This window comes from Paenibacillus marchantiae (assembly GCF_028771845.1).
Classification (GTDB): domain Bacteria; phylum Bacillota; class Bacilli; order Paenibacillales; family Paenibacillaceae; genus Paenibacillus; species Paenibacillus marchantiae.
Genome location: NZ_CP118270.1, coordinates 5,935,609 through 5,949,963, shown reverse-complemented (window position 1 = coordinate 5,949,963; position 14,355 = coordinate 5,935,609). Strand labels below are relative to the sequence as shown.

The following is a 14,355-nucleotide window of genomic DNA, read 5'->3' as shown; positions in this document are numbered from 1 at the left end:
GCTACTCCATTTCTAGCTTCATCCCATCTTCTCGGTACTGAAAAACCGGTCTTTTTGAACACGCACTTTAAGCAGAAAAGGATGGTGCTTGAACATGGAATTTAACAATCCTACTCGTGAAGAAATTGGACAACTTTTGCGCAAGGCAGGCAACATCGCAGTCGTCGGCTTATCGGACAAATCAGATCGCACTTCCTATATGGTAGCGGAAGCCATGCAAAGCAGAGGTTATCGTATCATCCCGGTAAATCCACAGGTACAAGGTGAGATTCTCGGTGAGACGGTATATGCGACCCTCGCAGATGTCCCTGAGCCGGTAGATATCGTGAACGTATTCCGCCGCGATGAATATTGTGCAGATGTCGCTCGTGAAGCTGCTGCGATCAAAGCAAATGTATTGTGGCTTCAGCTTGGTATCCACAGCGATGAAGCCGTTCAGATTGCAGCTGAGAACGGCATGACAGCGGTAACGAATCGTTGTATCAAGGTAGAGGATTCCATCGTTCTGCGCGGTGCTGGACGCGGTTAAATCTCGATTCCTAAAAAATCCCGTTAACCTCAAGTTGACGGGATTTTTTCTGTTGTATAATTGGAATATAAAATATACTTTGCAGCTTAGAAGACCGCATGAAGTTAAATCCAAGTGGTATTCCGCTCCATTTAATTATTGGGGGAACAAGGAAATACGCTCCTTTTTGTTATGCCTGGCGGGAGAGAAATACAAATTACCAACAGGTTACTGTTTTGTTTTGACAAAACGTTGCGTAAAGCTTACCATCTAGGATAGAAAGGAGAGGTCGCCATGAATTGGCTCGGATCCTTGCAGCAGCTCGGACGAGCGGTAATGCTGCCTACAATGGTCCTGCCCGCCGCCGCAATTTTGCTGAGTGTTGGCAGTTTGCCCTGGGACGCCTGGGGATTGAAAGTTGTTGGTGAAGTGTCTACCGTGGCCGGACACGGTATTTTTTATTTTTTGCCGTATTTGTTCGCTGTCGGTGTAGCGCTGGGACTCTCCAACCAGGCCGGACAAGCGGGACTCGCTGCTCTGGCTGGTATTGTGATATATGATCAGGTGACTCGCAATTTCGGGGATGGCACCGTTCAACCTGCTTCCTTAATCGGAATTATTCTCGGCGCACTTGCCGGGGTGACGCATAATCGCTTCAAAAGTATTAAACTGCCCGAAATCTTACAGTTTTTCGGTGGTTCAAGGTTTGTTTTACTCATAGTTGGACTTTGCTCGGCACTGTTCTCCTTCTTTATGTTATGGATCGCACCCATTTTGCAACATGCATTGAACGCCATCGCCACCTGGGAATACAGTCTCGGCGGTTTTGGGCTGTTTATATATGGGGTCTTGTACAGGGTGCTGGTGGCCTTCGGACTGCATCATCTGCTTAACAATGTATTCTGGTTCCAACTGGGGACGTATGAAACAGCAGACGGCAATATAGTGCAAGGGGATTTGCCGCGATTTTTTGCGGGTGATCCAACAGCAGGGTATTTTATGGCCGGGTTATTCCCGATCATGATGTTTGCGATTCCAGCGATTGCCTTTGCCATTATTCAGGAGGCAAGGGAAGATCTGAAGCCGAAAATCAAAAAAACATTTCTCACTTCCGCACTCGTTTGTTTTCTGACAGGGGTATCGGAGCAGATTGAGTTTGCCTTTTTGTTTGCGGCACCTTATCTGTTCATCGTGCATGCAGTCATGTCAGGACTTGCGATGTGGATCAGTTACTGGCTTGATATACGCCATGGTTTCTCATATTCGGCTGGCATTATCGACTACATACTCAATTTCCATCTATCGGAGAATGCTTGGAAGCTCATTCCGATTGGCATACTATACGGGTTAGTCTATTATTTCCTGTTTAGGTGGGCGATTCGCACGTTCAAGATTCCAACTCCAGGACGCGAAGAGGGGTCCATGCTGGAAGATTGGGTAGGTAACATTCCTTATCAAGCTCCTCTTATTTTGGAAGCATTGGGCGGGAAAGAAAACATTGTGCAGGTAGAGGCTTGTATTACACGACTTCGTCTCACCGTGCATAATGATCGATTAATCGATACAGGTGCAATGAAGAGTATGGGGTCCGCAGGGCTTATCAAGCTGGGTGGTGGTAACGTACAAGTGGTATTTGGCACCTATTCGGAATTAATCCGGGAAGAGATTGCGAAGCTGCTCGAACGTGATCTGCAACAAGTTCTGTTCTGTGCTCCTGTGCAAGGCAAAATGCTGCCGATTGAAGAGGTACCGGATCAGATATTTGCAGCCAAGCTTGTGGGTGATGGTGTAGCCTTTGTCCCGGAAAAGGGAGAGCTGGTCTCACCCGTGTACGGAACGATTATGCACATGTATCCAACGATGCATGCCTTGGGCATCTCTACTCGGGAAGGGCTTGAGGTCCTGTTGCATATCGGTATCGACACATCCCAACTGAAAGGCCACTTTGAAGCCTTTGTTCAGGAAGGGGATACGGTGGAGCCCGGTCAGTTGTTAATCAAGTTTGACCTGGCTGTGTTGCGAGCCGAGGCGGCATCGCTGACGACACCGATGGTCATCACGAATCCCGATCGTGTCAAATCATGGAGCTTTGCTCCATTTAAGCAAGTTAAGAAAGGTCAGGCATCCGTTATGTCCGTGGTGCTCTATGACAGGAACGTTGGAGGGGTAGAATGAAGATACAAGGCATCAACGGCGCTGCAGGCATAGCCATCGGCAAAGCATTTGTCCTGCCCAGTTGGGAATGGGATCTGCCGGATCAGAAGATGGATTCGGTGGATCTCGCCCAAGAGTTCGAACGGCTGTACGAGGGCATACGGACATCGAAGGATGAGATTGAATATATCAAGAACGAGTTCAAGGAAGTCGTCGGTCCTGAAGAGTCCAGCATCTTTGATGCGCATCTGGCCATTCTGGAAGATCCGGTGTTCATGAACGAAATTCGTGGCATTATTGAACGGCAGTACAAAGCAGCAGAAGTAGCCGTCAAAGAGGCCATTGATCATTTTGTCACCATGTTTGATCTGCTCGAAGACGAGTATATGAAGGAGCGAGCCATCGACATCAAGGACGTGGGTAATCGTTTATTAAAGCATCTGCTGGGCGCACCGGAAATTACGCTTCCATCGGATACCCAGCCTTATATACTCGTGGCCAAAGAGCTGTCTCCCTCTCAATTAGCGCATTTGAATCCAAGCCACGTGCTGGGTATTGTGACACTTATTGGAGGCAAAACGTCACATTCGGCAATTATGGCTCGTGCCCTTGGTATTCCTCTCGTTTCCGGTCTGGAAGCGAGTCTTGGCATGCCGGTGGAGACCGGAGATATGTTGGTTGTCGATGGAGATAATGGCCTCGTATTTACGGAGCCGGATCGCAAGACGATTGAACGTTACACGATGATTCGCAGCAAACAATTGAAGAAAAAAGAGCAGTTGCAGGTACTTGCAACAGTGGATGCCGTAACCAAAGACGGTTCCGTTCTGCATCTGGCTTCTAACATCAGTTCCGTCAAGGAACTGGATATGGCACTGAAACATGGGGCGAAGGGCGTGGGGTTGTTCCGGACAGAGTTCCTATACATGGACCGTGCTACGTTCCCGGGTGAGCAGGAACAGTATGAGGTTTATCGTCTTGTCGCTGAGAAAACTGCAGGACAGTCTGTCGTTATTCGTACGCTCGACATTGGTGGTGACAAGCAGCTAGACTACTTTGAACTGCCAGAAGAAGATAATCCATTTCTCGGATATCGTGCGATTCGGATCAGTCTGGACCGCAAAGATCTGTTCAAAACACAGCTCACAGCCATTCTGCGGGCCAGTGCTGCGGGCAATGTCAAAATTATGTACCCGATGATCTCTTCGGTAGAAGAACTTCAGGAGGCCAATGAAATCCTGCGTGAAGCGATGTCTGATCTGGACGAGCGCGAATTGCCGTACGATCCACATATACAGGTGGGCATCATGATTGAGGTTCCGGCAGCGGTGATGATAGCCGATTTGCTTGCCGAAGAAGCTGATTTCTTCAGTATCGGTACGAATGATCTCGTGCAATATGTACTAGCTGTAGACCGAATGAATGAGCAGATTGCACATATGTATCATCCGTATCACCCGGCTGTATTACGCATGCTTCGCGCAACAGTCGATGCGGCTCATACGGCAGGCATTGATGTCAGTGTATGCGGGGAGATGGCAGGAGACGAACGTTCGATTCCCCTATGGCTGGAGCTCGGGATCAGCAATCTGAGCATGTCTCCACAATCCTTGCTGCGTGTGAAGCACAGAGTATTGAATACGACGGCTGCTGCTGCCAAAGAGGCTGCCCATGATTGCTTCAGCCTGCGGACAAGTGCAGACATCGAAGAGCGTCTACAGGTCTTCAATGATTCGATGGGCAGTCCAGATGAACAGAGTGGATCGAATGCATCCTAAATGGGTAATTTTCAAATAAATACCTTTAAGTGAAAATATTAACTTTTGTACAATTTTGGAAAATAGTCTTATTTTAACGATAAAGCCCCACGCCATATGGCGCGGGGCTTTGTTTTATTTTTCAGCAAGTGCATCGCAAAATGCTTTGCCATACGGCGGAAGATCAGGTGGACGGCGAGCTGAAATGATGTGTCCATCCACAACAACGGCTTCATCTTTCCAGATGGCTCCGGCATTTTCCATGTCATCCCGGATACCCGGTGTAGAAGTTACCGTAACCCCGTCCAGTATTTTGGCGGATATCAGTACCCAACCTGCGTGACAGATCTGTCCAATCGGCTTACGATCCGCATGCATTTCCTTAACGAGCTCAAGTACTTTGGGATAGCGACGAAGCTTGTCCGGTGCCCAGCCCCCGGGTACAAGGATACCATCATAGTTTGAACTATCCAATTCATCAAAACTGTATTCCGCCTGCGCGGGAACACCATATTTACCAATGTAGGTTTTGCCTTTTTTCTCTCCGGCGAGATGCACCTCAGCGCCTTCTTCACGAACACGATGTACCGGATACCACAGTTCCAGATCTTCGAATTCTTCATCGACCAGGGCGATGACTTTTTTGCCTGTTAATCTCATCATCATCTCTCCTTTTGCGGTAATTAGCACATAACGTCTTTATTGTAACAGATTCTCATGTTGACTTCATCGTCATGCAATCTCGCCATTGGGGAAGCGATTACATCTCAATGAACGCCTACATTCGACAACCTTCATCTGGAGACAGTGGTAATTTGTGCAACCTCTGGTTTATAGCAGGATTTGAGCGGAAATAGGTCGAATGGTATCTGTATAAGAGTATAGAACGAATGAGGTGATGACTGTGCGTAAGACGTGCAGATGCGGACATGTAATGGAACTGGAATTAAGAACGGTGGTATATGCCAAAAAGGTGGAGATTCGTAACGTACCTGTATTTGCTTGTACAGACTGTGTTTCCTATGAAGTGCTTCAGCCGGTCAAGCCGGATTTGAAAGAGTGCATCAGTACACTCGGTGAACAGCCAGCGAAACAGGATGTATCGTTTGGAGAGCGAAATGAACTTGCGGATCTTTTCCATGAACAACTGCTGGCTTGGCCAGACGCTTCGGATCGTGAGATGGAGCATCGGATGCAACGTGCTGTGGAGGAGAGAATTAACCTGCTGCTGGATATTATGGGTTATGCCCAAAAGTCTAATGATGAAGAATGGATCGAGACAACACAGCGCAGATTAGGTCAATTATCCGGTTTTGTATGGCAGGCGCACTTCTCGAATGCTGTCTAATTTTGACGTGCAAAATGCTTGTTTTCATGAAAATTGGCTTTTTCGCCCGCTTTTTGTTAAGATATCGTAGAGTGAAAACGCTCAACATAGCGGTAATCCTGGTAAAGGGGGATGTATATCAAATGGCTGACATGACTAAAATGACAAGTATTGAACAGCTAAACTCCGCAGTGGAGGCTACCGAGGATCAACCCTTGCTTCTGTTTAAGCATAGTACACGCTGCCCGATCAGCGCGAACGCCTATCAGGAGATGAACGATTATTTGCAAAATAGTCCAAGTGAACAAGTGAAATATGGTATCATTTATGTAGTGGAAGATCGCCCTGTGTCCAATGAAGCAGCGGACAAGCTGGGTGTTAAGCACGAATCTCCGCAGGCGATTCTAGTCAAAAAGGGAATTCCTGTATGGCATACTTCCCACTCGAATATTACTTCAACCACAATCACGAAAGCACTGCGTGAGTCCTAAAGCCTATTTTAATTGATTAATGCATAAATTTGTCGTAATATAAATCTTAATGAAAATGGTATGAAAATTTACTGGTAATGGAGAGAAGTACTGTGACGGTAACCATTTATGATGTGGCACGTGAGGCCGGTGTCTCTATGGCAACGGTATCACGGGTTGTTAATAATAACCCTAATGTTAAGCCACAGACACGCAAAAAAGTATATGAAGCCATCGATCGGTTGGGATATCGTCCGAATGCGGTAGCCAGAGGCTTGGCGAGCAAGAAGACAACCACGGTCGGGGTCGTTATTCCGGACATTTCGAACTCAACCTTTGCAGAGATTGCCCGCGGGATTGAAGATATTGCGAATATGTATCACTACAACATTATTTTGTGTAACGCGGATAAGAAGAAAGAAAAAGAAATTCGTGTAATTAACACGTTGCTCGAGAAACAAGTGGACGGTCTGCTCTTCATGGGTGGAACTGTGACGGACGAGCATATTCAGGCGTTTCAATCAGCGGCTGTGCCGATTGTTCTCTGTGCAACAAGTGACGAGAAGGGCACGTACCCTTCTGTAGATATTGACCATGAAGCAGCGGCATTTGATGCTGTAAATACGTTGATCCGTCATGGACACAAGGAAATCGCAATGATCAGTGGTACACTGCAAGATCCTGCCAACGGTTATGCTCGTTTCCAAGGGTACAAGAAAGCGCTTGAAGCAGCAGGTATGGAATATCAGGAGGATCTCGTACGTATTGGTAACTATCGTTATGAGTCCGGTGTAGAAGCGATGAAGTATTTCCTCGGATTGAAGAAAAAACCATCGGCAATCTTCGCTGCAACAGATGAGATGGCAATTGGTGCTATTCATAGCATTCAGGATGAAGGTCTGAAAGTACCGGATGACTTCTCCATCATCAGTGTGGATAACATTCGTATGGCTTCCATGGTCCGTCCTCAGTTGACTACTGTAGCTCAACCGATGTATGACCTGGGCGCTGTAGCGATGCGTTTACTGACCAAGCTGATGAAGAAGGAAAATGTGGAGAACCCACGGGTTATTTTGCCGCATGAAACGATTCTTCGTCTGTCTGTAAGCCATGCAGACGTAGTTTAAATACAGGCTTTGATGGTTCATCGTCATTTCTGATTGAAATGGAAATGATTTAAGAAAGGGAGAAGGCATTCTCTCTACATAGTGGAATGACGGAAGCTCCGGAAACGGAGCTTTTGTGCTGAATGGAGTTCTGAACGTAACGAAAAAACACTTGGAGGGAAACGAGTCCAGGTTAACATGCAGAATGCTATATAGGAGGTCATAACATGCGTGAAACGATCGGTATCATTGGTGCAATGGATGAGGAAGTAGAACTTCTCTTGGCTGGTATGAAGCAACTAGAGACTGTAAAACAAACTGGTATTACCTATGTTGCAGGTGAATGGCTGGGTAAACAGATTGTGGTCTGCAAATCAGGCGTGGGTAAAGTGAATGCGGCTGTGACGACACAGATTTTGATTGATCGTTTTCAGGTTAATCGTATTATTTTCACAGGTGTTGCGGGTGCAGTTAATCCAGAGTTGAATATTGGAGATATGGTCATCTCTTCCGAATGTGTACAGCATGATATGGATGTGACCCCACTTGGATTTGAGCGCGGGGTTATTCCTTACCAGGAGACGTCCGCCTTCCCAGCGGAAGCATCACTTATCGCATTAGCTGAAGAAGCCTGCAAAGCGCAGGGAGCGAACTATCTGATCGGTAAAGTGCTGTCAGGAGATCAGTTCATTGCAAGCAAGGATACGGTGAAAATGCTGTATACCGAAATGAATGGGGCATGTGCGGAGATGGAGGGAGCTGCCGTAGCGCAAGTGAGCTTCATGAACCGCGTTCCGTTCGTTATACTTCGCGCAATGTCTGACAAAGCAGATGGATCAGCACATGTGAACTTTGCCGAGTTTACTGTGGAGTCTTCCCAGCGCTCTCACCGTATTGTTGAACATATGCTGGAACATATGTAACCCCATAAGCTATACGCATGTTGAGCATGATAAAGGCTTAAAAAGCAACAAAAAACCGCTTATTCGTAGCAGATCATCCATGATGAACCTGTTCGCGAAGAGGCGGTTTTTCTATGTATACGTATTCGAAAATCATCCATGTGCATTCGTGATTAATACATAAACCGATGGCGGAATCGCACCCGGTCGAACTGTTCTTCCGATCCCAGGGGTACTTGGCTGCCAATTCGGACCATGAGGCAGTTTGCCGGATGTGAACAAATCTCGGGATCATCGGTGGCGTACCAGGTCATGTCTACGGTTTGCATCAATTTTTCCATCATCTTGCGGTAATCCCATACGGAAAGGGCGCTGCCCTTCAAATCCCAATGCCAGTAATATTCCGTTGTGAATATGATATATTTCTCCATCTGTCCATTTTCAAACGCGGTGAGCAGCATTTCGCGTCCAATCCCGAGGGAGCGATAGGAATCCGCAACCTCAATGGCGCCCAGCTCAATTAGATCGGTCATATTGCCTTCCGACCAACGCTCGCAATCATCTGCATAATGGAAAGTCACATAACCGACAATGGTCTCATTTTCCCGCGCTATTATGATTCGACCTTCGGGCAATGCGGCAATTTCGGCCAATGCCTCCTGTTGTTCCGAAGGGCGCCGGAAAGCATCCAGATCGGAATGAAATTCAAGCTGCGTAATCGTCTCGGCCTGAACTGGTCCCTCAATGATGATTCGGTGGCCGGACTTGAAGATGGAACGCATATGATGCTCCTTAATATGCTCCATAGTTCATGCTCCTCTCTCCCCCTACTTATAGCAAAAAACCAAAAATTTGAAAAGCCATAGACGATGATTGAAAAGATTTGCTATAATTGCGTAGACAAAAAATGTTCACAAATCAACTGCAGTTTGGGTTCATCGGTTTGGCCTGGCAAGTACATGATGAGAAGTTCTCTCTACTAATGTAAGCGCTAACTGGAAGTTCAGTCAACACAAAGGCAATCAGAAGTGACCCATATTGGGAATCGAAATGTCGAGTTGAAGGAGGCTGGCAAGCATGAGTCAAGCACATGGTGAGATGCTGCAAACGGTTGTGTCTGAATCTAATCTGGGCGATTACACGGAGGCCCGAAGCCGGTTTGATTGGGAATCGGTCGAAAGGCACTTTACGTGGCACGCCAGCGGGAAAGTCAACATGGCGCATGAAGCGATTGATCGTCATGTGCTGGAAGGAAGAGGCGGGAGAACGGCGCTATTATACAGTGATGCTACGCGTGAAGAGGCATACACGTTTGCTGACTTGAGTGAGCAATCGAGTCGCTTCGGTAACGTTCTCCGCAAATATGGTATTGCTAAGAGTGATCGGGTATTTATTTTTATGCCTCGCAGTCCTGAGCTCTATTTCAGCCTGTTGGGCATATTGAAGGTTGGGGCTGTTGCAGGTCCTCTATTTGAGGCCTTTATGGAAACTGCGGTGAAGGACCGACTGGAGGATAGCGGAGCTGTCGCCCTGGTGACAACCCCTCAATTGCTGGGACGAATCAAACGTTCCGAATTGCCTGAACTGAAGCATATTTTTGTTGTGGGTGGCGGTCCGCAGACGGAAGAAGGACTCATCGACTTTGATGCAGAGATGTCCGCAGCTTCAGATGATATGGAAGTGGAGTGGCTGACACGCGAAGACGGACTGCTGATTCACTATACTTCCGGCTCTACAGGCAAACCGAAAGGTGTATATCATGTGCAGAATGCAATGATTCAGCATTATTACACCGGCAAGGTTGTACTCGATTTGCGCGAGGATGACGTATACTGGTGCACAGCCGATCCGGGTTGGGTAACAGGTACCTCCTATGGAATTTTTGCACCATGGTTGAATGGTGTGACCAACGTTATTCGTGGGGGACGTTTCAGTCCGAAAGACTGGTACAGCACCATTGAGAAAAACAAAGTCAGCGTATGGTACAGTGCGCCGACGGCTTTCCGCATGTTGATGGGAGCGGGCGAAGAGACCATTGCCCAGCATGATCTGAGCAGTCTCCGTCACGTCATGTCTGTGGGTGAGCCACTTAATCCCGAAGTTGTCCGTTGGGGATGGAAAGCCTATGGACAGCGAATTCATGATACCTGGTGGATGACGGAGACGGGTGGACAATTAATCTGTAACTACCCGGGCATGCCAATCAAACCAGGTTCCATGGGTCGTCCATTACCGGGAATTGAAGCAGCCATTATTGACGATCATGGAGAGGAACTGCCGCCATACAGTATGGGGAACCTGGCTATTCGTACTTCCTGGCCGTCCATGATGGCGAAGATCTGGAATAACCCGGCCAAATATGAGGAGTACTTCCGACTTTCTGGCTGGTATGTATCCGGTGATTCGGCTTATATGGACGAAGATGGCTACTTTTGGTTCCAGGGCCGGATTGATGATGTCATTAACTCTTCAGGAGAACGTATTGGCCCCTTTGAGGTGGAGAGCAAGCTCGTAGAGCACCCTGCGGTAGCAGAGGCAGGCGTTATCGGCAAACCGGATGTAACTCGCGGAGAGATCATTAAGGCCTTTGTGGCACTTCGTGAGGGGTATGAGCCGACACCGGAGCTGAAGGAAGAGATCTATCGATTTGTAAAAGAGGGCTTGTCTGCTCACGCCGCTCCGCGTGAGATTGAGTTCAAGGATAAACTGCCCAAGACCCGCTCCGGCAAGATTATGCGCCGCGTGTTGAAAGCTTGGGAGTTGGATCTGCCCACAGGCGATCTATCGACCATTGAAGACTAAAGCATAAATCAGCGGATACAACGTGTCTGCCTGTCTCATGATTCCAATACAAAGCCTGATCCGTGTCTCATTGTGGATCAGGCTTTTACTTTTGGATATCAATGAATAACAAAACCCCATCCTCATGATGCGAGAATGGGGTTGAGAGGGGAATTATGATACCTCTGTATTACGGTTGGAAATGCACAGCTCCGGACGGCTCGGATTCGCCTATGCTGTTGCTGGCAGATACCTTGAACCATCCACTGGTGGATGCAGGTACTCCGTAGTCCATGGAGGTCCCTGAAGTTGTGCCAATTTTGGTGTAAGGGGCTGACCCTGTCTCACTAAAATATACAGCATAACTTTGAACACCATCTGATTCCGGATTGGAGGCCCACTGAATGCGCAGTCCTTGGGAGAGCGCCGACACGCTCACTTGGCCCGGTGTAGCCGGAGCCGTAGTTGCGGCGTTCTCATTCTGAGAGTCTTCCGGTGTAACGACTGTTCCCGGAACATTAATCGGTTCATTTATTTCTTCATCTGCAGGAGGCTCCACCGTTCCCGCACTGCTAACTGCTGCGCTAGGAGCAGACTCACGACCAGCTACATCCACTGCTGTCACGTAGAACGCAAAGTTTCCACCTTGTGCATATGCAGTAAATGATCTGGACTCACCTGTCAGGACAACCTGCCCCTGATTCTGGAATCCGGCGCCATTTACTGAGCGATACAGGCGATAGCCAACCACATCACTTTCCGGTGTTGCGTTAAATGTAATCACGGCGTTCCCGTTGGCAACGGAAATTCTCACATTGCCTGGTGCATCTGGTGCTTTGCCGTTATCCGTTCTTGGATCGATCTGTGTCGGCATGTCTGCATCGGCATCTTCCGGCAGGTAATATGCAAGTGATTCGTGACGACTCATGCGTGAGAATGCACTTTGCAGTTCCTTGATGAGATCAGAGATCGGTTTCTTGCGCTTGACGACGGTTTTCTCTTTCGTCATATCTCCAGGTGTTTCATCACGCGGAATGTAGTTGACACCATTGTAAGTGATATATTTGGCTTTTGCGACACCATCATCGCTATCCTTCGGCACAAATTTGCTATTGAAAATATCAGTGACAAATCGGTCAGTCAGAGATGTTGGCAATTTGCCGCTATAAGCCGATACAGTTCGTGTCTCGATCCCGGATGGTTTCTTGAACGAATCGGTTACGAACATCTCTTTGTCTGTAGCGATGACTTGATTCATGATTTGCGTCCACAGCTGCTGTGCACGTTTCTTCTGTGATCTTGTCTCCAGCGTGTTTATCGGCTGTTTGTATCCAACCCATACACCCAATGTGACATCCGGCGTATAGCCTTCAAACCAGACATCCGCATAGTTTTGGGTTGAACCCGTTTTGCCTACAATAGGCACACTCTTGGAGTACTTGTAATTTTCACGAACTTTATCCGCTGTACCTTCCGTAATAACGGTGCGAAGCATATCTGTCATCAGGTATGCCGTCTGTTCTGAGAAAGCTTGAACAGGTTCTGCATCGTGTTTATATACGATATTCCCTTTTGAGTCTACGATTTTGCTAATCATATAGGAATCATTGTACACGCCATTGTTGGCAATGGCTCCATAGGCATTGGTAAGCTCTTCAACGGTAACACCGTACTGAAGTCCTCCAAGAACACCAGTCTGAGCTTGGTAATCTGCCGGCTGGATAGTGGTAATCCCCAGCTTCTTGGCAAAAGCCCATGATTTGTCGATACCAACTTCTTCGTTGAATAGCTTAAGCGCAGGCACGTTTAGCGAGTAGTTGAGTGCTCTACGGGCAGTCACAAGTCCCTGGTAGCGATTGTTGGCATTTTTCGGGATATGGAATCCGGTCTGGCCGTCTTTCAGAATTATCGGTGAATCGTCAATAATGGAAGCCGGTTGAACAAGTCCTTCATCCAGTGCAGGCAGATAAGCGGCAATAGGTTTCATAGTTGAACCTGGCTGACGCACCATCTGAGTTGCATAGTTCATCTGCTCATCCTGGAAATTACGACCTTCAATCATGCCGAGAATGGCTCCTGTTTTGTGATTGATCAACATGGCAGCAGTCTGTTCTTTTCCCTTCACGGGATCGTCAGCAGCGAAATTACTGTCATCTTCGGCAATGGTACGCATTGTTTTGTAGATACTTTTGTTGATCGTCGTGTAGATACGATATCCGCCTGTACGCAATTGCTGCTGAGCTTCTTCCACCAGAGCACTGCTTTCTTTTTGCGGTGTATCGGTATCCGTATCCTTGGCTGTATCCGCATTGGCATCCGTGCCTTCAGCCTTATCCGAATTCAGTTGCTTCATTAAAATCTGTGCAGCTTGTCGCTCTGTTTCCATCATAAGGTATGGATAAGTATTGTAAGCTTTGATGGTTTTGGGTGCGAGTGAACTCTTGATGTCAAAAGCAAGAGCTTCGTCATACTCGGACTGATTAATTTTGCCCAGTTCCAGCATACGGCGCAAGACCAGATGCTGACGATTGATTGCACGCTCAAAATTGTCCTCAACAAAGTCGCCTTTTCCATTAAAGGCAGAGTAAGAGGAGGGGAGCTGAGGCAATCCGGCAAGATAAGCAGCCTGAGCTGTGTTTATTTTGCTCAAATCATTAATATTGAACAGTCCTTTGGCAGCTGCCTTGACTCCATATACATTATATCCACTGGAGCCGTTACCAAAAGGAACCTTGTTCAGATACGCTGTCATAATTTCGTCTTTGGTCAGGAAACGTTCGAGTCGGAGCGAAAGTAATATTTCTTTCACTTTCCGGTCTTCGGTACGATCCAGATTGAGGAATACACGCCGGGCCAATTGTTGAGTCAGTGTGCTACCGCCTGTTTGAACAGATTCTTTCAGCACTTTCTGTTTCACGGCACGGAGCGTTCCGCTCATGTCTACACCTTTATGTTCGTAAAAATGATTGTCTTCAATCGAAATGACTGCATCAATAACGTTCTGTGGGATCTGGTCAAAGGTGACCGGACGCCTGTCTTCTTCTGTTCGTAATTGACCGATCGGGCTGCCGTCGGCAAAGTAAGCAAAGCCTGTGATGGAGTTTTCGCTGACTTTTTGTTCAATCAGCGCCCGTGAACGGACGGGTTCGTCTTTCACAATGGAACTGACGTATCCCATTAGAGCACCGCCTACAAATAGTACCCCCATGAATCCAAGGACAACCATCCATTTGACGAAACTACCCAGTCTGCGGGCAAAACTGCGCTTGCGGGCAGGCTGTTCCTCGGGCTTTTTCTTATTAACATCAACCATTCAGTGTCTTCCTCCTTTTAACAGCACTTATTATAGC

The 14,355-nt window shown here is 47.5% G+C and carries 11 protein-coding genes; 8 read left to right on the top strand and 3 right to left on the bottom strand.

Annotation, left to right across the window (positions count from 1 at the left end):
- The first annotated feature begins 94 nt into the window (after positions 1-94).
- The 3 genes from PTQ21_RS26775 to ptsP all read left to right on the top strand — a co-directional run bounded on the left by PTQ21_RS26775 (position 95) and on the right by ptsP (position 4,440).
- A complete protein-coding gene (locus PTQ21_RS26775; protein ID WP_090951642.1) occupies positions 95-529 on the top strand; it encodes a CoA-binding protein in 435 nt (144 codons plus the stop codon).
- 273 nt (positions 530-802) lie between these two features.
- Complete coding sequence (locus PTQ21_RS26770; protein ID WP_063565571.1) at positions 803-2,683, top strand: glucose PTS transporter subunit IIA; 1,881 nt, start codon at positions 803-805, stop codon at positions 2,681-2,683.
- Entirely contained in the window at positions 2,680-4,440 is a 1,761-nt protein-coding gene (ptsP, locus tag PTQ21_RS26765; RefSeq protein WP_063565572.1) for a phosphoenolpyruvate--protein phosphotransferase, read from the top strand. The genes PTQ21_RS26770 and ptsP overlap by 4 nt, the downstream gene beginning before the upstream one ends.
- A gap of 114 nt (positions 4,441-4,554) precedes the next feature.
- Here ptsP and PTQ21_RS26760 read toward each other — a convergent pair whose 3' ends face one another.
- Entirely contained in the window at positions 4,555-5,082 is a 528-nt protein-coding gene (locus PTQ21_RS26760; RefSeq protein ID WP_063565573.1) for a type 1 glutamine amidotransferase domain-containing protein, read from the bottom strand.
- A gap of 271 nt (positions 5,083-5,353) precedes the next feature.
- On the opposite strand from PTQ21_RS26760, the gene PTQ21_RS26755 reads away from it, so the two are divergent.
- The 4 genes from PTQ21_RS26755 (at position 5,354) to PTQ21_RS26740 (ending at position 8,245) form a co-directional block, all read left to right on the top strand.
- Positions 5,354-5,767, top strand: a complete 414-nt coding sequence (locus PTQ21_RS26755; RefSeq protein ID WP_090810777.1) for a hypothetical protein — start codon at positions 5,354-5,356, stop codon at positions 5,765-5,767.
- Positions 5,768-5,889: 122 nt separating this feature from the next.
- Entirely contained in the window at positions 5,890-6,237 is a 348-nt protein-coding gene (gene ytxJ, locus PTQ21_RS26750; protein WP_064636572.1) for a bacillithiol system redox-active protein YtxJ, read from the top strand.
- 92 nt (positions 6,238-6,329) lie between these two features.
- Positions 6,330-7,343: a catabolite control protein A gene (gene ccpA / locus PTQ21_RS26745; RefSeq protein ID WP_024631149.1), complete on the top strand. Its 1,014-nt coding sequence runs from the start codon at positions 6,330-6,332 to the stop codon at positions 7,341-7,343.
- Positions 7,344-7,549: 206 nt separating this feature from the next.
- Positions 7,550-8,245, top strand: coding sequence for a 5'-methylthioadenosine/adenosylhomocysteine nucleosidase (locus PTQ21_RS26740; protein ID WP_063565576.1), 696 nt, complete (start codon positions 7,550-7,552; stop codon positions 8,243-8,245).
- A gap of 152 nt (positions 8,246-8,397) precedes the next feature.
- Here PTQ21_RS26740 and PTQ21_RS26735 read toward each other — a convergent pair whose 3' ends face one another.
- On the bottom strand, positions 8,398-9,030 hold the full coding sequence (locus PTQ21_RS26735; RefSeq protein ID WP_274567757.1) for a GNAT family N-acetyltransferase: 633 nt from the start codon (positions 9,028-9,030) through the stop codon (positions 8,398-8,400).
- 271 nt (positions 9,031-9,301) lie between these two features.
- Between PTQ21_RS26735 and acsA the strand changes: the two genes are divergently transcribed.
- Positions 9,302-11,026: an acetate--CoA ligase gene (gene acsA / locus PTQ21_RS26730; RefSeq protein ID WP_274567756.1), complete on the top strand. Its 1,725-nt coding sequence runs from the start codon at positions 9,302-9,304 to the stop codon at positions 11,024-11,026.
- Positions 11,027-11,195: 169 nt separating this feature from the next.
- Here acsA and PTQ21_RS26725 read toward each other — a convergent pair whose 3' ends face one another.
- Positions 11,196-14,318 (bottom strand): transglycosylase domain-containing protein, encoded by a 3,123-nt coding sequence (locus PTQ21_RS26725; protein ID WP_274567754.1) that lies wholly within the window; start codon positions 14,316-14,318, stop codon positions 11,196-11,198.
- Between the last annotated feature and the right edge of the window lie 37 nt (positions 14,319-14,355).